Source organism: Pseudomonas sp. Irchel s3f7 (genome assembly GCF_900187615.1).
In the GTDB taxonomy this organism is placed as follows: domain Bacteria; phylum Pseudomonadota; class Gammaproteobacteria; order Pseudomonadales; family Pseudomonadaceae; genus Aquipseudomonas.
In genome coordinates this window covers 152,447-172,444 of record NZ_FYDO01000011.1, presented here as the reverse complement: position 1 = coordinate 172,444, position 19,998 = coordinate 152,447, and the positions used below count along the sequence as shown (strand labels likewise).

The window sequence follows — 19,998 nt, the reverse complement described above, 5'->3', positions numbered from 1 at the left end:
CAACGTATGACGTCGATTGCAAGTCGCGGCCTGACCCTGAGTTATCAGCGCCAGGTGATTATTGATGCGCTGGACATGCAACTGCCCCAGGGCAAGATTTCGGTACTGATCGGCAGCAACGGCTGCGGCAAAAGCACCTTGCTCAAATCCTTCGCCCGACTGCTCAAACCGCAACAGGGCATGGTGATTCTCAACGGTGTGGATATCCAGCAAAAGTCCACGGCCGCCGTGGCCCGGGAGTTGGCCATTCTGCCTCAGACCCCCAGCGCGCCGGAGGGCATCACCGTCAGGCAGCTGGTGGCGCTGGGGCGTTATCCGTATCAGAGCTGGATGCAACAGTGGTCGGCGCAAGACGAAGCCATGGTCAACCGCGCGCTGGCGCAAACCAGTCTGCAGGCCCTGGCGGACCGACCGGTGGACGCGTTGTCCGGCGGGCAACGCCAGCGTGCGTGGATCGCCATGACTCTGGCCCAGGACGCCGGCATCGTGCTGCTTGATGAACCCACCACCTTTCTCGACCTGGCGCACCAGATCGAAGTGCTGGACTTGCTGCGCGACCTCAATCGGCTCGAAAACAAAACCATCATCATGGTGCTGCACGACCTCAACCTGGCCTGTCGTTACGCCGACCACATGGTCGCGGTGCACAACCGGACGGCCTTTGCCCAGGGGCGACCCGACGAGGTGTTGACCGAGGCGCTGGTCAAGACCGTGTTCGACCTCAACTGCCGAATCATTCCCGATCCGTTCTTCGGGACGCCGCTGTGCATTCCCTTCGGTCGGGAGTTGCCGCAATGAGTCTGGCGCGTCATTTCACGGCAAAGGAGTGGGCGATGCTCTCGGGTGGGTTGCGGCTCAAGGACGGCACCGGACGCGATCCGTTGCGTTCGCTGATGGCCCGGGACTTGTTGCAGGAGGAACGGTGCGAACAACTGCTGGACGCCTTGGGCCCGATGATCGGCTCGCCAACCCGGGCGATTACGGCCTCGCTACTGGGCAAGCGTTTGTCGTTTCTGGCGACCGGTGCCTGTTTGTATGCGATGTCGGCGTATGACAAAGGGTTGTTGCTGACGCTCGACAACACGGTGATCGAATACGGTCACGATGAGGGGCTGTGGACGTCTTCGATACCGCTGCATCATGGTTCGCCGCTGACCTATGGTCTGAATGAGCGCGAGGCCTGGCGGGAAGCCCTGGTGCAGGGACTGTTCGCCGGACTGCTGAAACCGTTGTGGCAAACCTTCAACCGGGTCAGCGGAGTTTCCCGGCGCATTCTTTGGGAAAACACGGCTGTGCGGGTGTATTCGCTGTATGAAAAGCGTATGGCGAAAATCGAGGACCCGTCAGTGCGCGAGCGCTGTGAAGCGGATTTCAATTGGCTGCTGACACAAGCCGAGCCTGCGCTGTTCGGTCTGGATTACAACCCGCTGAGCCATTTCCGCCGACCGCCGACGCTGGTGGACGAAGGGCAGCGCAGCATTCGCTTTCGCCGAACCTGTTGCTTCTATTACCTGGCCACCGAGCCCGCTGATTACTGTTCGACCTGTCCGTTGCTACGTCCGGGGAAATGCCGATGAGTGAGCGGATCGACCCTCGCCAGCAAAGAGATAGCCGCTGTTCAACGACCGACGCGATCATGGTGCTGTCGTAAACTGCATTGCGCGACTATCTTGAAATGGGCCAGGTGATGGCGCTGGATGTCTAGATGACGCCATTCGGGTTGATGTTGCGCAAGGGCGAACATATCAGTCGGGAGTTGGGCTTGTTCATTGATCTGCTGCGTCGAAAAGCCGCGGTTTTTTGATTCTTCAGTCAGTTTTTTGTTTTCCATAAGCCCATAAACCTTTAAAGTTAACCTTTCGGTCAGCTTTGCACTGTCATCACAGCCCTTTGCTTCGTCAAAAAGGGCTTCTGCAAGACTCGAGATTTCCAGCACATAACCAGAAGGGCGGACCCCATAACCGCCCAGAGGATGATCCATGTCCAACCGTGAAATATCCCGGCGCTCGTTCCTTCAAGGCGGGCTGGTAGCGGGTGTGAGCGTGACGCTCACACCATTGAGCAGCCAGGCGCTGGCAGCCTTGATGGAAAACAGCGTGACCGTGCCGTCCGAACAGTGGCTCGGCAACAACGGCAAGGCGCGTGCCCGTAACGATGCCTTGTCCAAGGTCTGCGGCAGCAAGGTCTTTGCCCGCGACATCCGCGCCAAGGACATGCCGGGCTGGCCGCAGCAGCAGGGCCACGCCATGTTGCTGAAAACCATCAAGGCCGACCGCATCTACGCAGGCTACGACCTGTCGTGGCTCGGCGCCGATTTGCAGCCGGATCGCATCGTCACCGCCGAAGACCTGATCAAGGACGGCATCGTGTTCCCCGAAGAACACGCCCCCGATCCGTTGCTGCCGGCCGGCAAGGTGCCGATGTTCATCGGTCACCCGGTGGCGATCCTGATCTGGAACGATTTCGAGCGTTTCCGCCAGGCCAAGAACCAACTCAAATTCAATGACAAAGCGATTCGTTACGGTGCTCAGGTGCCGTTCTACGAAGGCGATCCGTACGGCAGTTTCCGTTACGTGCGCGTCGGCGGCGCGACCTCGGCGGACGAAGACGAGTTTGCCAGTCTCAAGGATTCGATCCTGTTCCCGATGTTGAAAAACCGGCGTCCGGTGTGGAACTCCCAGCCCAATCTGCACGGAAACCTGACCGAGCGCGGGTTGTTCTACGCCGAGCGCATGAAGCAGCAGATCGACACGCCACCGGATAACTGGCTGGTATTCGACGAGCGCTACAAGACGCCGTCAATCGAACCGGCCGCGATGGAGCCGGACAACGGCAATGGCTGGTACGACCCGGCGACCAAGACCCTGCATTTCGTGGTGGCGACACAGTGCCCGCTGGAAACGGCGACCGAGACCGCGAAGATGATCGCGCCGTCGCGTTTCGGCCTGGCCAACCTGAACATGCACCCGGGTTACACCGTCGGTTACGGCTCGAAAGACCACAACATTTTCGTCTACTACGCAGCGCTGGCCGCGTTGTACGGCGCCGGTGTGCCGGTGCGCCTGGCCAACGACCGCTACGAGCAGTTCCAGAGCGGCATCAAGCGTCACCCGTTCGATATTCGCTACCAATTGGCGGTGGACAAGACCGACCACAGCTTCAAGATTTTCCGCTCCGAGATGAGCGTCGACGGCGGCGGACGGATCAACTACAGCCCATCGGTGGCGGCAGTTGGCGCCACGGCGGCGCAGTCGATCTACTACATGCCGCAGAACGATTTGCAGGTCACGGCCTATCACTCCCGCGCCGTCGAGGCCGGGTCGATGCGCGGTTACGGCACCCTGCAGAGCATGGCGGCCACCGAGATGATGGTCGATGAAATCGCCGGTCGCCTGGGTGTCGATGCCATTGAGCTGCGCCGCAAGAACGCACTGCGCTCGGGCATGAAAAATACCCAGGGCGCGATCCCGGCCGGTGCTTTGCGCCTGCACGAGATTCTCGACAAAGCGGCCGTTCACGACACCTGGAAAAACCGCGACGCGATCAAGAAACAGCGTGAAGCCGCGGATCCGGATAACTGGTACGGCGTCGGTTTTGCCATCTGCCAGAAAGACTTCGGCACCGGTTCCGAAGCGCCGATGGCCAGCGTCGAGTTCACCGCCGATGGCCGTATCAATCTGCGTCACATCGGTATCGAAATCGGCACCGGTATGTCCACCTCCCAGGCGATGGTGGTGGCCGACTTCCTCGGTCTGCCGGCGCATGAAGTGAAGACCGGCGAAACCGAATGGAAAGAGTTGCAGCTGATCAGTGGCGGCAATCCGTACATCATGAGCCAGGCCGAGCAGGACAGCTTCCTGCGCAATCCTCGTTGGGTTGGCAAGGTTGCATCGGCCTCGTCGGCGACCAACTCGGCGTACTACTTCAGCCACGCCACCCGTGAAGCGGCGCGCGTGCTGTTCAACCACGGCTTGTGGCCGGCGGCGATGGAGATCTGGCGACAAGGTCCTTACGGCGGCCAGGCCAACCCTTACGTGGTGCGCCGCGAAGACGCCCATTGGGTCGACGGCAAACTCACTGCCAACGGCATGGAGCCCCTGCCTTTCGCCGTGCTGGCCAAGCGCGCTCACGAGCGCGGCCTGGTGACCGGCGCAACCGTGCATGGCTTCAACCGCTGGAGCTGGGCCGAAGCCGAGTACAGCATCGATGGCGTGCGTGAGCGTTTGCCGCTCGATGGCCTCGCGGTCAAGTACGGCGACGGTGCGCCGAAGGCGAAGCTCGCGCAGATGAACAGCGCCGGTTTCCATCTGCTGGATCGGCAGAACATCGCCTACCCGGCAACCCAGTTGAACAACGCAGCGGTGACTTACTACAGTCCGGTCGCGACGCTGGTGGAAGTGAAGGTCAACAAGGGTTCGAACGAAGTGTCGGTACTCAACCATCACTCGTGGGTCGAGTGCGGTCGGGTGCTGGTGGAAGAGCTGGTCAAGGGGCAGCTCGAAGGCGGCATCGCCATGGGCATCGGCCATGCGCTGATGGAAGAAATGCCGTTGTACGAAGGCGGGCCGGGGGAGGGTGACTGGAACTTCAACCGTTACCGCTTGCCGATGGCGCGCCACGTTGCGGTGTGGAAACAGACGGCGGAAATCCTGCCGCCATTGTCGCCAAGCGATCCATCGAAGGGCATCGCCGAAGTGGTGATGATCCCGGTGGTGGGTGCCATCGGTAACGCCGTGGCCCATGCCATCGGTAAACGTGTCCGCGACCTGCCTATCACTTCTGCTCGCATCAAGGAGGCCCTCAATGGCTAACCGTCCGCTTCAACTGACCCTCAACGGTCAATCCGTCGGCCCGGTGGACATCCCTGATGACCTGCCGATGATCGACTACCTGCATGAATACAAGAACCTCACCGGTTCGCGCCTGGGCTGCGGCCAGGGCATCTGCCACGCCTGCGTGGTGATCGTCGACAACCCGGACGGCACCAGCGAAGAAGTGCGCACCTGCATCACCGGCGCGCACTATTTCGAAGGCAAGAAAGTACGCACCATCGAAGGTCATGCGACCCGCGACGAACAGGGCAAGGTCACTGAACTGAACCCGATCCAGCAGCGCTTCGTTGATGAGTTCGCCTTTCAGTGCAGCTACTGCGCGCCGGGCTTCGTCAATGCCGCGACCGTGCTGGTGGAAAAACTGCAGCGTCAGCCGATCGTCAAAAGCCAGCTGGAAAAAGTCATCGAAGACAGCCTTGGTCATCACATCTGCCGTTGCACCGGGTACGTGCGCTACTACAGTGCCACGCGCAACGTGCTGACCGATCTCGGCCTGGTCAAGGAGGGTTAAGCATGAAGCATCTACTGTCCCGCCTGACGTTGGCGGTCGGCCTGGCCGCGCCGGTATTGCTGGCCCACGCCGATGACACGCAGGTCAAGCAAGGCGAATACCTCGCTCGCGCCGCCGATTGCATGGCGTGCCATACCGCACCGGGTGGCGCGCCGTATGCTGGCGGCCTGCCGATCGTCTCGCCGTTCGGCACGATCTACGGCACCAACATCACCCCGAGCAAAGAGCACGGCATTGGTTCGTACAGCGATGAAGACTTCTTCGCCGCACTGACCGAAGGCAAGCGTCGCGATGGCGCGAACCTGTATCCGGCGATGCCTTACACCTCGTATCACCTGATCCCGCGTGCAGACTCCGACGCGATTCATGCGTACCTGAAAACCGTCGAGCCGATCGAGCGTGCCGCGCCGGTCACCAGCCTGAGCTTTCCGTTCAACGTGCGCCTGGGCCTGATGGGCTGGAACATGATGTACGGCAAGGATGTGAAGCTGGAGTCTGCCGAAGGCAAAAGCGAAGACTGGAAGCGTGGCCAGTACATGGTCGACGTACTAGGTCACTGCGGTGAGTGCCACACACCACGTGGCTTGCCCGGTGCGATGCAGATGGACAAGCGCATGACCGGCGGCATTCTCAATGGTTATCTGGCGCCGAGCCTGCTGGCCAATGACCTGGCGGCTCGCGGCTGGAACCATCAGGACCTGAGCTCGTTCCTCAAGCACGGCATGAGCGCCCAGGGCACGATGTTCAACGAGATGTTCCCGGTGTTCCACAACAGCACTCAGGGCCTCACGGACCCTGACTTGGCGGCGATGGCGACCTTCCTGCTCGGCGATCAGCCACCGGCGGCGAAAGTCCTCACCGAAGTGCCTTTCGACAAACTGAGCCCAAGCGCCCAGCGTGGCCGTCAGGAATACTTGAATGTCTGCGCCGGTTGCCACGCGCCAGGTGGCGAGGGCAAGCCGCACATCGCGGTGGCCATGCGCGGCAACACTACGTTGCGCCTGGAAGATCCGCGCAATCTGGTGCGTGTAATCGACGACGGTATCGGTGAACAGAAATTCTCCGGGTTCGAGCACATGCAGCCGATGCCGGGGTTCGTCCAGAAGCTGAACGACGAACAGCTCACCGACCTGCTGAACTATCTGCGTCAGGGATGGGGCGGTCAGCCGGGTGATCTTGCGGTGAACAACGTGCAGAAGTTGCGGGCCGATGCGCCGCCGCTCGAGCACAAGGCGCACTGACCATGCAGCATCTCGATCTGCAAGTGATACGCCGGGCGCTGGAGTGGTCGACGGCCGGTCAGCGCATCTGGCTCTGCACGGTGCTCGCGACCTACGGCTCGGCGCCGCGCGCGCCGGGCTCGTTGTTGGCGGTGAATGCTCACGGGCAATGGATCGGCTCGCTGTCCGGTGGCTGCGTTGAAGAGGATTTCCTCGAGCGCGTCGCCGAGGGGGCGTTCGAGAACGCAGTCAGCGTCGTTCGTTACGGCGAAGGCGATGATCCGCGCTCGCGGGTGAGCCTGCCCTGCGGCGGTGTGCTCGATGTGTTGGTGGAGAAGCTTGAAGCCGATTGCGAGGTTCAGGCGCATCTGCGAGAACTGGAGTCAGCGCTGTTGGGGCGACGTCGGTTGATCCGTGAAGTCGACCTGGCCAACGGTGCGCGCAGTCTGTTCGATGATCGTGAACAGGGCGTGCGCATCGAGCGTGAAATCGATCGGGTTCGCGTGCGTATCGGCGCGGCCCAGCGCTTGCTGCTGGCTGGGTATTCCAGCGTCGCTCAAGCCTGTGCCGAGTTCGCTGTCGGTCTGGGGTTCGAGGTGATCCTGTGTGATCCGAGGGACGAAGTGCTTGAAGGCGTCGTGTTGGATGGCGTGGAGATTCGTCGTCAACTGCCGTCGGTGTTCATCGCCGATGGTGGCTGCCACAGCGATACCGCGGTGGTGGCGTTGACCCATGATCCGCGCATCGATGACCTGGCGATGATGGAAGCGGTTCGCACAGATGCGTTTTACATCGGCGTGATGGGTTCCATGCAGACGTCGCAAAAGCGTTTCGAGCGCTTGCGGCGGATTGGTGGGCTGGGGGATGCAGAGTTGGCGCGGATTCACGCGCCCATCGGCCTGAACCTGGGCAGCAAGACGCCAGCGGAAATTGCGCTGGCGGTGCTGGCGGACATTCTGCGGATTCGCAGCGGTATCCCACGGGATCGTCTTTAAGATCAGAAGAACGCAGCCAAACGCATTCCCATGTAGGCGCTGCCGAAGGCTGCGATCTTTCGATGCTGATCTTTAGCAGTCAATACCCGAACTTGTCCCGCAACCCGTAATACCACGCGCCCAATGCCGCAAACGGCGTGCGCAGCATTTGTCCGCCGGGGAATGGGTAGTGAGGGAGGTCGGCAAACGCATCAAAACGTTCTGCCTGACCGCGTAGTGCTTCGGCCAATACCTTGCCTGCCAAATGCGTGTAGGTCACGCCGTGGCCACTACAGCCCTGGGAATAGTAGATGTTGTCGCCCAACCGTCCGACCTGGGGCAGGCGCGACAGGGTCAGCAGGAAATTGCCGGTCCAGGCGTAATCGATTTTCACATCCTTGAGCTGCGGGAACGCCTTGAGCATCTTCGGGCGAATGATCGCTTCGATGTTCGCCGGATCCCGCGCGCCATACACCACGCCACCACCGAAAATCAGACGCTTGTCGCCGCTCAGGCGGTAGTAATCGAGCAGATAATTGCAGTCTTCGACGCAGTAATCCTGTGGCAGCAGGGCTTTCGCCAGTTCTTCGCCCAACGGCTCGGTGGTGATGACCTGCGTGCCGCAAGGCATCGATTTGGCGGCGAGTTCCGGAACCAGATTGCCGAGATAGGCATTGCCGGCCACGATGATGAACTTGGCCCTGACCTTGCCTTGCGGGGTATGCACTACCGGGTTCGCGCCGCGCTCGATGCGCACCGCCGGCGATTGTTCATAAATCGTTCCACCCAGGGACTCGACTGCCGCCGCTTCACCCAGCACCAGATTAAGCGGGTGAATATGGCCGCCGCTCATGTCGAGCATCCCACCGACATATTGATCGCAGGCCACGACTTCACGAATTCGGCGTTGATCCATCAGCTCGAGTTGAGTGTGGCCGAATCGCTCCCACAGACGCTTCTGGGACTCGAGATGACCCATCTGCTTGGGAGTCATGGCGGCGAACACGCCACCGTCCTTCAGATCGCATTGAATGTTGTAGGTGGCAACCCGCTCGCGAATGATCCGTCCACCCTCGAACGCCATCTGACCCAGCAACTGCGCCTGTTTTGGGCCCACGGTGCGCTCGATCACATCGATATCACGGCTGTAGCTGTTAACGATCTGGCCACCGTTACGCCCCGACGCCCCAAAACCTACCTTGGCCGCTTCGAGTACAGTCACCTTGAAACCGTTCTCCAGCAGGAACAGGGCAGCGGACAACCCGGTATAACCGGCGCCGATCACGCAGACATCCGTCTGGACTTCATCCTGCAATGCCGGCCGTGGCGGAACCGCATTGGCCGATGCGGCGTAGTAGGACTCTGGGTAGGGAGTGTTCGCCATCCGGCAGCCTCTGTTTAATATATTTTACGAGTGCGTTGATCCTACCCGAGATAAAAATCCCCCGCCAGCCACCCGGAAAATCCACTTCGCACTCGCGAAATTAAATATTTTGCATATTCATAGGGTTAGCGCGAAAAAAGGTGTTGACACCCCTCCGGAATTCCGTAGAATGCCGCCTCACAGCAGGCACGTAGCTCAGTTGGTTAGAGCACCACCTTGACATGGTGGGGGTCGTTGGTTCGAGTCCAATCGCGCCTACCAAACAAAATCCGCTCTGCTGGGCGGTCTAGAAGGGCTCACCGAAAGGTGGGCCCTTTTTTGTTGTGTGCCTTTGGGCAAACTTTGGGAATATTTTGGGCAAACGACCACTGAGCTACACCTTCAGGTCTGCTTTCACCTTCATATAAACCACCGCTTCATCACCGTGCCCCGCTTGGTAGTGCTCGGTCATCTTCACGTCAGCGTGACCCATCAAGCCTTGGATGTATTCCTGCTCGAAACCCTGTTGCTCATACAGCCACGCGCCGAGAGCCCGGATCTCGTGAAAGGTAGGGCGCTCGCCGGCTGGTATGTTGTCGTAAGCGTGTGAATCGTCCCGCGCCTGGGCGAATGACTTGGTCAGGTAGTCCGCTGTCACCGCATTCCAGTGTAGCTTGGCGTCCAGCTGACTCCGCTTGCGTGCTTTCGGCGAGTAATGGATCAGGTAAGGGCAGACGACCGGCGACTTTATGCAGTCCAGAACGACCTCCCGCAGTGCCTGGCCCATGACGATCTCAAGGTGCACAGGCTTTCCGTAGTTCTGCGTCTTCCCGGGCGATACCTTGATGGTGTTCTGCTCGAGGTCCACGGCCGATTTCGGCCACACCACGATATCCTCCCGCCGCTGAAGACTCAGCAACCCAAGCCGAATGGCGCGTTTCAACCAGATCGGTGTCCCCACGTATTCCAGAATCGTGTTCAGCCCCTCAACGGTATGGCGCTGGCGCTTCTTCTCGGCCTCCTTCTTGACCAAGGTCAGCTCGGCGGAGTTGCGATCGCACAGACCCTTGGCCACGGCGAACGCGAACACCTGGACCAGCAGCCCACGGTGCTTCGTGTAGGCATTGTTCTCGAAACCATCCAGGTACTCCGCGATAGTCAGCACATCCAACTGCCCCATCATCAAGTCGCCCAGATCCTCGCGGTACCGGGCCAACTTGAATTTGATTTCCTTCAGCGTGCTCGCGGCGTAAGTTTTGGTGGTCAGCCATTCCTTTTCGAAGCGCTCCAGGCAGCCGCTGAACTTCGGCGCCGCGTCACCGGTGATCATCGCCAGCAACGCCCCGTCGTCTGCCAGCAGCGGCAGCAGCTTGGCGTTGGCGGCATTGGCCAGCTTGATGGCCTCGGCCATTGGCTTATTGATGCTGGTCTTCTTGCCGGTGATCGGGTTTTTGTACTGCCAGTACTTCCCGTTCGGGTAGAGATTCGCTGGCAGGTCCCGGTTCTTCACTGTCCTGGCGCGCGGCGGAGCCATTAGCCCACCTCCATCATCTTGGCGAGCAACGGATCGTTCGATCCAATCACGGCCGCCTGCAAATCTACGAAGTACATCCCGCCCTTTACCTCTCCAATCACTTCGCCTTCCTCAATCCATTTTTTCAGCTGCTGCACACTCGGCTTACCGCCGGCGTAGCGCAACTTTCTGTACTCGCTCACCTCCATCAGGCGCGGGAGCTTTACCGTAATCTGGGCAATGACTTTTGCCATGATGATGCTCCATGCCGCGCGTGGCGGCAGAAGGTGGTTAGTGTGCTGGCCATCCAAGAGGTAGGCCGTTCTCGCGTAGGTGATGGGACGGCGGGTCCTCCTGCATGCACATCGGAGTGCTTTGCTGGGCGCCGCATGCATGGCAGCCTGACGGCCCACCCCAGCAGGTCGGATGGATGCGCGGGAAGCCGCTTTTGCATTTCGACTGGCGCTCGTCGTATTGCGAGCACGCGATTCGTTCGGACATACGAATTCCTCCCCGCCGTTCACCGGCAGGCCTATGGTTTAATGAAATAGATCTTGAGCGGGAGTTAGCGATGAATAAGGCGATTCGAACCCCAATTTTTGTCATTGGGCTGCTAATGGCTATTTTCGGGCTCGGCGTTTGCCTGAATCATTTGCTTCGGGGTGACAGCGTCGGCTACTTGGCTTTTGGCTTATTCGTCTCAGGTGGCACGTTATTGATGGTTGGATGGATGCAGCGGAATAAGTAGCAAGCTGTTCACCGGCAGGCTGGTAGGTGGAAGAGGGGTTAAGCGGCGGTGGCTGGGCCGAAGCCGCAGACCGTTAAAGTCTCATCGACTTCTTTCACGACCTTGAACTGGAGGGTCACTGCTCGTTGTGTTGAGAGGTTGAAATAGTCCCAGTACCTGACCACCCACTCAGCCATTTCTTTATGGCGTGGCCCGACCACTGTTCCGTAAATGCCGCAGGCACCGAGGTAACCCATGAACTCGTCGATGTTCATGTATGGCCGAACTTCGTGGTCATCGATGTCGAGCATTCGCTCAAACAGCTCAGCCATCTGCACCAAGGAGTCGCGGAAGTGCTGGGAAGTGACGAAGTGTTTTTTGTAGAGCGCCCAGATCTTGAGGGTGAGACCGCCCGTGTTGAACGCTGGCCAGGCTTCGTCTTCAGCTTTTAGATTGGCCGGATCGAATGCGATTTTAACGATCATCACCGCCTCCCCCTGTAGCAATACACGTAGGCGAACCAGGCGAGGGCGATCATGGCGTCACCTTCGCTTTTTCTGGAAACGATGCCTCGGCCTCAGTGCGGAATTTGATTGTCGCTTCGTCACCGTGACGTCCTTCAGACCAGGTGATCCGCTTGCCGCAGTAGCAGCCGGTCGATTGGGAAAGGTCGAAGTTTTGCCGGAACTCCATCGAGATACCGGTCATGCCGTGCTTGCGCGCCAACGCGACGACGGCTTGCGCGAACTCGACGTCGTGATCTGTCACTGCGGTCATGCGGGTTCCTTGCCGCTATAGCGGCTGACTTTGAAGGGGGAGGGGGTTACTGCGTTTCGAGCTTGCCGGTGATCCGTTCACGCCAGGTCAGGCGGCGGGACAGATGCTCGGTATCGTCGATTTCAACCAGCGTGTAGTCACCGCGATTGAAGTCTCCGGCGGTATCCCGCAGGTATTTGGCGGCCTGCTCGTCAGCACGCTGGTGATCGCCGTCATATTCCAGCACGGTGAATCCTTTGCTATCGACGAACCAGTAGTGGAAAACCGCGATGAAGCGGCTCATGGCAGTTCGTCCCCGACGATCATCTTGCAGGGGCCTTGCCGCACTGTTGCAATTTCTGCTAACAGATCATCAATCCGCTGATCCGCTGCGTTCAGGCGCCGCTGTAGGGCGTCACGTTCGGCCGTGATGCGTTCGAAGTGCTGAGCCAGCGTGCACGCGAAGTCACCGGCCAGCCGCTCAGTGATGTACTGGCGATAGTCGTGACGCCTGAGCACGGTCTTGAACAGGTCGGCGATGTAACCGCGTCCGCCATCGGGCGTGTTCAGGTCAAAGCCAGCTTCAGCCGGTTTGTTTTCTGTGGGCATGGGGCGTCCTATGCCGGGGCATGCCCGGGCGGTGGAATGGTGGGTGGTTATGCTGCTTCGGCTTGGCGCTCGGCAACGCGCCATGGGTCATTGGCCCGGGCCAGTGCCGCCATTGGCGGTGGGCTGACACTGTTGCCGCACATGTGCACCTGCTGAGTCTTGGTGAATGGCTTGCCGTCGGCACCGTGGCTGATGATGTAGTCGGCGGGAAAGCCCTGGGCTTTGTACAGCTCGGCCGGTTTCAGCATCCGCAGGCAGATGTCGACGATCACATAGGGCGTACCCTTCACCATCACGGTGACCATGGCGAGGCGGTCCTTGGTGGTGATCGTCGGCGCCGGCGAGTCGCAAGCGCTGATGTTCTCGGTGCCGTAGTAGCTGATCAGGAACGCAGCGACCCGGAGGGCTCCTGTTTCGTGCTCCGGTGACAGGGTGAGCGACACCAGCGAGATCTTGCCACCGCCGCCGGCCGTGATGGTCGGTGCCGGATCGTCCAGGCCCGGTCCAACGCTGCCGCCGAATGCCCGCTCAATGAACGCGCTGACCAAGCCGTGGTGCTGGCCGCCAGCGCTGACGGTGTGCAGCGGGTCGTTCACGTCCCGTGCATCGCAGTTGCCGCGCAGGTGCACCAGGTTCGCCACCGCCAGTTGCTGCTGGCTGCCGGTGTTGGTAACCGTGGTCATCGGTTCGTGCATACCCTTGGCGTGTGTGGCGTTGAATCCGCCGTTGGCCTGGATCATCACAGCGGCGCTGACGGATTGGCCGCCGCCGCTGGCAGTGACGGTGCCGATCGGACCGCAGATGTCGTTCACTCCGTGGGAGCGGCGCTTGTTTGCGCCAGAGCCCTCGCCGTGCCCGGCCTGGACGATGCAGGCCGAGGCCAGCGCTCGATGGTTCTGCGTCATCAACGTGCCCACTGGCTGGTCCATGCCCACCGGCTTGCCGGAGTACTCCGGGCCACCGGCCCCGACCATCAATGGGCTGATCAGCGTCAGCTCGCCGCGGTTCGCACAAGTCACCGTCGGCAGAGGGTCGAGCGGGTCATTGATGCGATCGCTGCCCTGGTGCGTTGCCGGTGCGATGATCGGGCTCACTACTGAGAAGGCGCCGCCCTTCGGGTATGAGGTGACGGTGCGCAGCGGCTCGTCGGCCGACTGCACCGCTTCCCCTGACCAGTTGGCAATCGGCACAATGAACGGCGCCGCGCTATCTATGACGAACTTCTTCATTCCCTTGGCAACGCGCCGTAGTGTGGCCGGGGCCAGGTCTTTCTTGCGACCGAAGATGCTTTTGCCCAGGTCGGTGAAGTCGATGCACTCAGCGGCGGTCTTCCACTTCTGCTGGCCCTTGATCGGGTTCTTGGCGTGGGTTGGCTCCGGCCAAACGATTGGCTGGCCGTCGCAGCGGGCAATCATGAACAGGCGTTCCCGGCTCGTTGGAGCGCCGAAGTCGCAGGCCTTGATTACCTTCCATTCTACGACGTAGCCCATCGCTTCGAGCAGAGCTACGAAGCGGCGCCATGTACGGCCGCGCTGCTTCGGATCCGGGATGAGGAACTGCTGGCCGACCGGAACAACCTCGCCAGGTGCAGCAACTTCGCCGCCAAGTTTCACCACCCGGCCGGTATCCTTGTCGCGCTTGGCGATCAGTCTGCCCCACTGCAAAATCTGCTTAACGTTCTCGAGGCTGATGACGCGGGGCTTCTTCTTGCCGGCCCACTTCAGACCGATCCACGACAGGTTCCGGATCTCGCGCTTACGCGGCTGGCCACCGGCGGCCTGACTGTGGTGTGTGCAATCAGGTGACATGTGGAACCAGCCAACGGCCTTGCCGCCGCACTCGGTATCCGGATCACCCTCGAACACGTCGGTGGTGAAGTGCACGGCGCCCGGGTGATTCACGGTATGCATGCTGATCGCTTGGGGGCTGTGGTTTTTCGCGACATTCACCGCGCGACCCAAGCCCATTTCCAAGCCGGTACCGGCGCCGCCACCACCACAGAAGAAGTCGACAACGATCTCATCGTCCTGAGTGCTGAAGCCGAGTCCGTATTGAGTTTTGAAATCGAAGGGGTGTTTCTTCTGTTGTGCGGACATAGGGGATCCTCGCCGGCTGGCGTGATTCGTTGAAGTGGGGTATTTGTGTTTGGTCCGGCATAGGGCCGGAGCAAGGAGAGAAAATGTCAGCTACTGCAGAAATGCTTTTCAATCTTCAGAAATTTCAACTGCTCACGCTCTTTACGAGCGATCGCTCCGGAAAAAACATCACGCCTGCCTACGCGTATGCTTGGGACAATGGTGTTTACCCCATTGGTAATGATGGCGCGCCTTGGCATGAACCGTACAAAGAGCAGTTTGCAATCAGCGAAGAGCAGGTATCTGAACTGGCAAAATTTTTGGACGAAAAGTGGTTAAAAAAGGAGAAGATCTCCTTTTATGGGCTTGAAGACCATTACGACATTCAAGGTCTTGCAAGTTCTGGCTCGGAGTGGGAGCGAGGAACGTTGATCGACGCCTGCCATTATTTTTATCTGTTGGGCTGGTTTGATGATGAATTCTGGAAGGGGCTTGTCGGTCATTCCGACTGTCCATCCGAATCGCACTCTGTACGGCGCGAGTTCAAGCCAGAGGATGTGTACTTTCTCTAAGCATCCGGCTTAACTATTTCGTCGCCCGGGTCGGCCGCCAGTTCGGCCATGCTCTTTTCGTAAAATGCTCGCGACACCTTTTCAGGGATTTCATAAGGTGTCGTGACACAGCGAAGCATCCATTCTGCAGTTTCGAAGTCGGCGGCGATCACATTGCGCAGCAAGTTCTGATACACCTCCTGCTGGTTGTTAAAGCCGTGGTCCTTCATCAAGCGCTTGAGGTCCGCCATGAACACGCCGGCGACTTCAACCTGTAAGCGCCCGATGCCCTTTTTGGCATCGTCCGCTGCTTTCTTTTCGCGTTTCTTGCGTTGCTTTTTGGCTTCCGCCGTCAGCTCCTGCTGTTCCTCGGCCATGGCCTGCCTCTTCTATTCCGCTGGCCGGCATTCCCAGCCAGGTCTGCCGTTTGCGTTGCTGAACTCGAACCATCCTGCGCATCAGGCTGATGCCGGGAAGTCGAGCGAGTAATCGGCGATCAGCCGGCGGCATAGCGTTTCGCTGATGCCGAGGTGCTTACTCGCTTTGTACCGAGACATGCCGGCTGCTTTGCACTCCACTAACTGTGCGGCCAGGGCGGCCTTTACCTCACCGCTGATGGGTCGCCCGCGCTTGCTTTTTGCCGCCTCGATGGTGCGATAACCGTATGCCGGCTTCGGAAGTGCCTCTATGCCGGGACTGTCCTTTCCGACGCCTATTGGGATCAGTTGAGCCTGACCTCCGGATGCAAAGAAGGCAGCTTTCGCCGCCTCCAGTCCACTTTGCCGCTTTGCGGCTTCTACGAATTCTTGGTCCATGTCAGGCACCGTTTAAATGGTGGAGGGGCGCGAAGGGGATGTCGTCGTCGAAGCTGTCGGGCGGCGCGGCTTGCTGGTTTTTCGCTGGCCGAGCTGCCGCCTGTTGCCGGGATTGTTGCGGCCTGGCCTGCTGCTGCGGTTGATTGGCGGCCTGAGGCGGTGAGCCGACGAACTTGATCAGGATGATTTTGCCGGTCAGCTTGAAGCCCTCACCGCCGCCGGTCTTGGCGTAGGTTTCGATGTGGGCGTCGTCCATGGTGAAGTAGACCTGCTGGCCCTTGAGCAGGTAGGGCGCCATGGCTTCGGCCTGCTTGCCCCAGAGGGTGGCGTCAACCCATTGGGTCGGGCGCTTGCCGTCCTGGCCTTTGCGGCCGTAGTCGCAGGCCAGCGCCAGATTGATCACGGGGTCACCGCTAGGGGTGAAGCGCAGTTCAGCGTCACGGCCAATGCGGCCGACGTCGGTAAGTGTTGGCATGGAATGTCCTTAAGCGGCGATGCCGAGCACGCGATTCATGCGCTCGTCGAGGATTTCGTAGAAGGTTTTGACCCGTTCGCCCATCTTGCGAATCATTACTTCGTCGCGGTAGGCACGCTTCACGAACAGCTTCATGCCCGGCCAGTAGCTGACGAAGTCGATCCACTCTCGGTCCGACACCCAGAGGCCACCCTGGCACTGCGCGATGTGTTCCTTCGGTATCTCGCCGGACAGGATCACTTCCACCTGAAATTTAGGCAGCTTGGTTTTGATCTCGCACAGGCCGTCTTCGCTGATCAGCGAATCTGGCGAGTAGCCAATTCCGTGATTCAGGATGATGCCGACCTGCTCGGTGGTGACATCCAGTTGCGACTGGTACAGGCCGCGGGCAATGCCTTCGTACTCATGACCGCGCTCGGTGTGCCGGTTACCTTGGAATGGGTCGGCAGCTTCACCGGTGATGCGTTCGCCGATGAGCGTGTTCATGTAGGTGAATGCGCCGGCGCCGAAACCAGCTTCGCCCTTGCCGTTGACCAGCAAGGTGTCCAGCTCCGAGCAGGTCACGATACCCAGGCGCAGGTCCAGCCACTCTTGAGTCCCTTGCTCAACGTTACTGATGATTTTCATCGTCTTTCCCTTCGGTGGTTTTGCTGTTTTGGGTGGCTGACTTGGTGAGCATGGCCAACACCTGGTCAAACATGGATTTCTCAACGGAGGTCGGTGTGCCGTGGATGCCGGTGAAAGCGGACTTCGCTTTGTCGCTGCACTTCTCCAGCAGCATGGCGAGCTGCGCGGCCTGGGCAGAAGTCACGCGCGGCGTTACCTGTGCGGCCGGGCCGTTGCCGTCATCGTCTTCGCCGGTAGTGGTGATGTTCAGTAGCAGGCCTGCGGTGTACCGCTTGCCGTAGCTGACGCTGGAAGCCACGGCCTGCACGCCGTTCTTGCTGCCGGAGGTATCCACCGGCAAGACGATCGATGTCACTTCACGGTGCCCGGCCCGGTGGCTCAGCACGCCCTCGACCTCGATGCCTCGCTCGTTGCGCGGCGTGCGAAAGGTGAGGGCAAAGCCATACTTGGCCATCACTGGCTTGATCATTTCGTTGATGTCTTCCCAGAGTGCGTAGGTGCTCTGGATTCGGCCGCTCTTGTCCTTGATGCCACCGCGCTCGCCGATCACCGGCATTTCTTCCTGCATCTGGGCCAGTGCATCGTCGTACTGCTGCTTGGCCTGCTGCGCCTGGAAGCGCTCATGCATGGCCATCAGGCGCTCCATCTTGTCGATGTCAGCGTCGGGGCTCATGGCCACCTGCTGGATGATCGACATGATGGTTGCCGACTCGGTTTGAATGGCCGGCACGCGCTCGACCTTTTCTGTCACTGCAAGATTGCTCATGGCGACCTCAGTACTGAATTGAAATGGCGGGGATCTTGCGCTGGTGGATCAGGATGATGACGGCCTTCGCCACTTCTTCATCAATGCCACCAGCTATTAGGGCTTTCTGTGCGGCGAGGCAGATGGTCTTCTTGTGCTCCTTGTCGGCCTCGCGCAGCCGCTCTTGGCGCAGGATTTCGTCTGCTGCTGCGTCCGCCCTGGCTTTTTCATCCAGTCGCGCCTGCTCGACGGCTTGCTTCTGTCGCTCAACCGCTTCCAAGCGGTCACGCTCAGCCTTCTGCTCTGCCTCAAGCTGCTCGCGTTTTGCCTGCTCGGCACGACGTTCTGCTTCAGCGGTCTGCAACTTCAGGTCGTTCTCGCGCTTCTCAGCGGCTGCCTGCTGGTCACGGACTCGCTGAGCTTCTGCGTCACGCTCACGCTTAGCCTTTTCCTCGGCCTCCCGCGTGGCACGCTCAGCGGCTTCACGGGCAATGCGGTCCTCGTTGTCCTTCTTATCTCGGGCTTCCTTCTCTTCGCGCAGACGGACCAGTTCAGCCTGTTCGGCTTCGTACTGCTGGCGGGCGGCGAGGGCAGCGCGAAGCACACCCAGTGCCTTGTCTTTGGCGCGAGCAGCCTCCGGTTCGAACTCTTCCCAGTCGTCGCCCAGGGCAACTGCTTCAAGCTGTGCGACGCGGTCGGCCAGATCTTCGGCGGTGATGCCGTCCAGATTCACGGCCAGCAGCCGGAGACGCTCGATTGCATCGTTGTGTTTGTCGACCCGGGCGTCCTCGGCGGCCTGCCACTCATTCAGCGGACGGCGGACCTCTTCCTGCCATGAGTCCAGCGTGTCCCGGACGCGCTTGCGCTCGGCGTCGATCTTCTTTGGGACTTCCTTCAGATCGGCGACCAGCTTCTTGCCGACGTCGTCCAGCGCTGTTTTGGAGCGGGCAACTGCATAGGCCATTGATGCGATTGCATCACGACCCTTGCGGGTACTGATGTCCGGCGTGAAGCCATCGATCTTGCTGCGGATCACCTGCAGCCAAGGCTCCAGGCCTTTTTCGGCGGAGTAGACAGCCAGAGTGGTTTCTTGGGGCGGCACGACGGCCAGTTGCTGTTCTGCGGACATGAGAAATCCTTGGCCGCGATGCACGCAGCGTTTGAAGGTGTGAGTTATTGGGTGAGCTGGCCGGAGTAGGCGCTTGCCAGCATCCAGGCAGTGAAGAGCAGCAGGGCGATGGCCGAGCCGCGCCAGGTGTAGAGACGCTTGGCACGCTGGTAGGAGGTCAAGCCCGCACCTCATACGCCAAAGTCCATTCACCGCATAGGCATGCACGCCGGCTCCAGGCTTGCGGGTTTTCGATGTGAGCCCGCTCCGCTGCCTGCATGGCGTCCCACATCGTCAGCCCCTTGAACACCATCAGCAGGCGGTCGCTTGGCACGGCCATATGCTCTGGCAGTTCGTCGAGCTGCTCGTCGATCAGCGTTTTAACCAGTGGTGTACTCATGCGAACTCCTTGCGCTGCCTGCATTGCTTAAGCAGGCGCTGGCAGTAGTGGCTGAACTCTTCGAGGGTGATCAACTGATCGGTCATCAGGTTGGTGATGATCTGCTGAACCAGAATGCTGTTGCCTGGCGGGCTGTCTGGATGAGCGAGGCTATCCAGCGCTTCATCGATGAGGATGTGCGGGCTCATCAGTCGACATCCTCCCGGGCTTGCTCCACTGCCAGATCAAACCAAGGTTCGACCAGTTCTAGGGCGATGTCCTGAAGGCCGTGCGGGCCGAGCAGTTTTTCCGCGAAGCCCCTTACGTTGCCGCCCTTGATTGCAGCGACCACTAACTGAGCAAAGAGGTCCTCGTTGTCCTCTCCGTCGATCTGGCGCTGATTCAGCTGCGTCTGAATCTTGCCGAGAAACTCCGCGTACCCGATGACCTTCGTCTGGCGGCGAGTGCGAATCACAACGTCACAGCCCAGCACCAGCTGCTCAGCGGCGTTGTAGGACCAATTGTCTGCGGCCTCATCACGCGCCGAGGTGTCGCAAGGGGTCATGTGGTCCCAGCGGGACTGTGCTGCTGCGAGTGCGTTCATGGTCGCCTCCAGAGTGGCGGTGTTGATCCAACAAAACCCGGCTGCACTCATCCATTCCGCTGGTTGCCGTTGGGCGCGGAGGGGAGTGCATGCGGGTGGGTGTTTGAATTGAAA

Annotated in this window: 24 protein-coding genes, 1 tRNA gene and 1 pseudogene; 9 read left to right on the top strand and 17 right to left on the bottom strand. The window is 60.1% G+C overall.

Annotated elements, in window-relative coordinates:
• Window positions 1-6 precede the first annotated feature (6 nt).
• From CKW19_RS12135 to CKW19_RS12105, 7 genes and pseudogenes are all read left to right on the top strand, one after another.
• Complete coding sequence (locus tag CKW19_RS12135) at window positions 7-798, top strand: ABC transporter ATP-binding protein (RefSeq protein ID WP_095058090.1); 792 nt, start codon at window positions 7-9, stop codon at window positions 796-798.
• Window positions 795-1,577 carry an IucA/IucC family C-terminal-domain containing protein gene (locus CKW19_RS12130; protein ID WP_095058089.1) on the top strand — a complete coding sequence of 261 codons (783 nt, stop codon included), beginning with the start codon at window positions 795-797 and terminating at the stop codon, window positions 1,575-1,577. The genes CKW19_RS12135 and CKW19_RS12130 overlap by 4 nt, the downstream gene beginning before the upstream one ends.
• Window positions 1,578-1,624: 47 nt before the next feature.
• Window positions 1,625-1,804 (top strand): annotated as a pseudogene (locus CKW19_RS29070) (LysR family transcriptional regulator); the annotation flags it as partial.
• Between the two features lie 175 nt (window positions 1,805-1,979).
• Window positions 1,980-4,811: a xanthine dehydrogenase family protein molybdopterin-binding subunit gene (locus CKW19_RS12120; RefSeq protein WP_095058088.1), complete on the top strand. Its 2,832-nt coding sequence runs from the start codon at window positions 1,980-1,982 to the stop codon at window positions 4,809-4,811.
• Entirely contained in the window at window positions 4,804-5,343 is a 540-nt protein-coding gene (locus CKW19_RS12115) for a (2Fe-2S)-binding protein (protein ID WP_007982256.1), read from the top strand. The genes CKW19_RS12120 and CKW19_RS12115 overlap by 8 nt, the downstream gene beginning before the upstream one ends.
• A gap of 2 nt (window positions 5,344-5,345) precedes the next feature.
• Window positions 5,346-6,584, top strand: a complete 1,239-nt coding sequence (locus tag CKW19_RS12110) for a cytochrome c (protein ID WP_095058087.1) — start codon at window positions 5,346-5,348, stop codon at window positions 6,582-6,584.
• A gap of 2 nt (window positions 6,585-6,586) precedes the next feature.
• Window positions 6,587-7,558, top strand: a complete 972-nt coding sequence (locus CKW19_RS12105; RefSeq protein ID WP_095058086.1) for an XdhC family protein — start codon at window positions 6,587-6,589, stop codon at window positions 7,556-7,558.
• Window positions 7,559-7,637: 79 nt separating this feature from the next.
• Here CKW19_RS12105 and CKW19_RS12100 read toward each other — a convergent pair whose 3' ends face one another.
• The gene (locus tag CKW19_RS12100) at window positions 7,638-8,921 is read right to left on the bottom strand and encodes an FAD-binding oxidoreductase (protein ID WP_095058085.1); all 1,284 of its coding nucleotides are present in this window, start codon (window positions 8,919-8,921) and stop codon (window positions 7,638-7,640) included.
• Window positions 8,922-9,105: 184 nt separating this feature from the next.
• On the opposite strand from CKW19_RS12100, the gene CKW19_RS12095 reads away from it, so the two are divergent.
• Window positions 9,106-9,182 (top strand) — tRNA-Val (locus CKW19_RS12095).
• A gap of 112 nt (window positions 9,183-9,294) precedes the next feature.
• On the opposite strand, the gene CKW19_RS12090 is transcribed toward CKW19_RS12095, so the two are convergent.
• From CKW19_RS12090 to CKW19_RS12060, 7 genes are all read right to left on the bottom strand, one after another.
• A complete protein-coding gene (locus tag CKW19_RS12090; protein ID WP_095058084.1) occupies window positions 9,295-10,434 on the bottom strand; it encodes a tyrosine-type recombinase/integrase in 1,140 nt (379 codons plus the stop codon).
• On the bottom strand, window positions 10,434-10,667 hold the full coding sequence (locus CKW19_RS12085) for a hypothetical protein (protein ID WP_095058083.1): 234 nt from the start codon (window positions 10,665-10,667) through the stop codon (window positions 10,434-10,436). Before CKW19_RS12085 ends, CKW19_RS12090 begins: the two co-directional genes overlap by 1 nt.
• A 532-nt stretch (window positions 10,668-11,199) precedes the next feature.
• Window positions 11,200-11,625 carry a hypothetical protein gene (locus CKW19_RS12080; RefSeq protein WP_095058082.1) on the bottom strand — a complete coding sequence of 142 codons (426 nt, stop codon included), beginning with the start codon at window positions 11,623-11,625 and terminating at the stop codon, window positions 11,200-11,202.
• A gap of 49 nt (window positions 11,626-11,674) precedes the next feature.
• On the bottom strand, window positions 11,675-11,917 hold the full coding sequence (locus CKW19_RS12075; RefSeq protein WP_095058081.1) for a hypothetical protein: 243 nt from the start codon (window positions 11,915-11,917) through the stop codon (window positions 11,675-11,677).
• 46 nt (window positions 11,918-11,963) lie between these two features.
• Complete coding sequence (locus tag CKW19_RS12070) at window positions 11,964-12,200, bottom strand: hypothetical protein (RefSeq protein ID WP_095058080.1); 237 nt, start codon at window positions 12,198-12,200, stop codon at window positions 11,964-11,966.
• Window positions 12,197-12,505, bottom strand: a complete 309-nt coding sequence (locus CKW19_RS12065; protein WP_095058079.1) for a hypothetical protein — start codon at window positions 12,503-12,505, stop codon at window positions 12,197-12,199. Before CKW19_RS12065 ends, CKW19_RS12070 begins: the two co-directional genes overlap by 4 nt.
• 47 nt (window positions 12,506-12,552) lie before the next feature.
• The gene (locus CKW19_RS12060; protein WP_095058078.1) at window positions 12,553-14,601 is read right to left on the bottom strand and encodes a DNA cytosine methyltransferase; all 2,049 of its coding nucleotides are present in this window, start codon (window positions 14,599-14,601) and stop codon (window positions 12,553-12,555) included.
• Window positions 14,602-14,684: 83 nt separating this feature from the next.
• Here CKW19_RS12060 and CKW19_RS12055 point away from each other — a divergent pair, with 83 nt between their 5' ends.
• Complete coding sequence (locus CKW19_RS12055) at window positions 14,685-15,152, top strand: hypothetical protein (protein ID WP_095058077.1); 468 nt, start codon at window positions 14,685-14,687, stop codon at window positions 15,150-15,152.
• Here CKW19_RS12055 and CKW19_RS12050 read toward each other — a convergent pair.
• From CKW19_RS12050 to CKW19_RS12010, 9 genes are all read right to left on the bottom strand, one after another.
• Window positions 15,149-15,508, bottom strand: a complete 360-nt coding sequence (locus tag CKW19_RS12050; RefSeq protein WP_095058076.1) for a hypothetical protein — start codon at window positions 15,506-15,508, stop codon at window positions 15,149-15,151. The genes CKW19_RS12055 and CKW19_RS12050 overlap by 4 nt on opposite strands.
• A gap of 81 nt (window positions 15,509-15,589) precedes the next feature.
• On the bottom strand, window positions 15,590-15,946 hold the full coding sequence (locus tag CKW19_RS12045; protein WP_095058075.1) for a hypothetical protein: 357 nt from the start codon (window positions 15,944-15,946) through the stop codon (window positions 15,590-15,592).
• A gap of 1 nt (window position 15,947) precedes the next feature.
• Window positions 15,948-16,421 (bottom strand): single-stranded DNA-binding protein, encoded by a 474-nt coding sequence (gene ssb, locus CKW19_RS12040; protein ID WP_095058074.1) that lies wholly within the window; start codon window positions 16,419-16,421, stop codon window positions 15,948-15,950.
• A gap of 9 nt (window positions 16,422-16,430) precedes the next feature.
• Window positions 16,431-17,048, bottom strand: coding sequence for a lambda exonuclease family protein (locus CKW19_RS12035; protein ID WP_095058073.1), 618 nt, complete (start codon window positions 17,046-17,048; stop codon window positions 16,431-16,433).
• Window positions 17,032-17,814, bottom strand: a complete 783-nt coding sequence (locus tag CKW19_RS12030) for an ERF family protein (protein ID WP_095058072.1) — start codon at window positions 17,812-17,814, stop codon at window positions 17,032-17,034. The genes CKW19_RS12035 and CKW19_RS12030 overlap by 17 nt, the downstream gene beginning before the upstream one ends.
• A 7-nt stretch (window positions 17,815-17,821) precedes the next feature.
• Window positions 17,822-18,922, bottom strand: a complete 1,101-nt coding sequence (locus tag CKW19_RS12025) for a hypothetical protein (RefSeq protein ID WP_095058071.1) — start codon at window positions 18,920-18,922, stop codon at window positions 17,822-17,824.
• A gap of 157 nt (window positions 18,923-19,079) precedes the next feature.
• The gene (locus CKW19_RS12020; RefSeq protein ID WP_095058070.1) at window positions 19,080-19,301 is read right to left on the bottom strand and encodes a hypothetical protein; all 222 of its coding nucleotides are present in this window, start codon (window positions 19,299-19,301) and stop codon (window positions 19,080-19,082) included.
• Window positions 19,298-19,489 (bottom strand): hypothetical protein, encoded by a 192-nt coding sequence (locus tag CKW19_RS12015; RefSeq protein ID WP_095058069.1) that lies wholly within the window; start codon window positions 19,487-19,489, stop codon window positions 19,298-19,300. Before CKW19_RS12015 ends, CKW19_RS12020 begins: the two co-directional genes overlap by 4 nt.
• A complete protein-coding gene (locus CKW19_RS12010; protein WP_095058068.1) occupies window positions 19,489-19,884 on the bottom strand; it encodes a hypothetical protein in 396 nt (131 codons plus the stop codon). The genes CKW19_RS12015 and CKW19_RS12010 overlap by 1 nt, the downstream gene beginning before the upstream one ends.
• Window positions 19,885-19,998 lie beyond the last annotated feature (114 nt).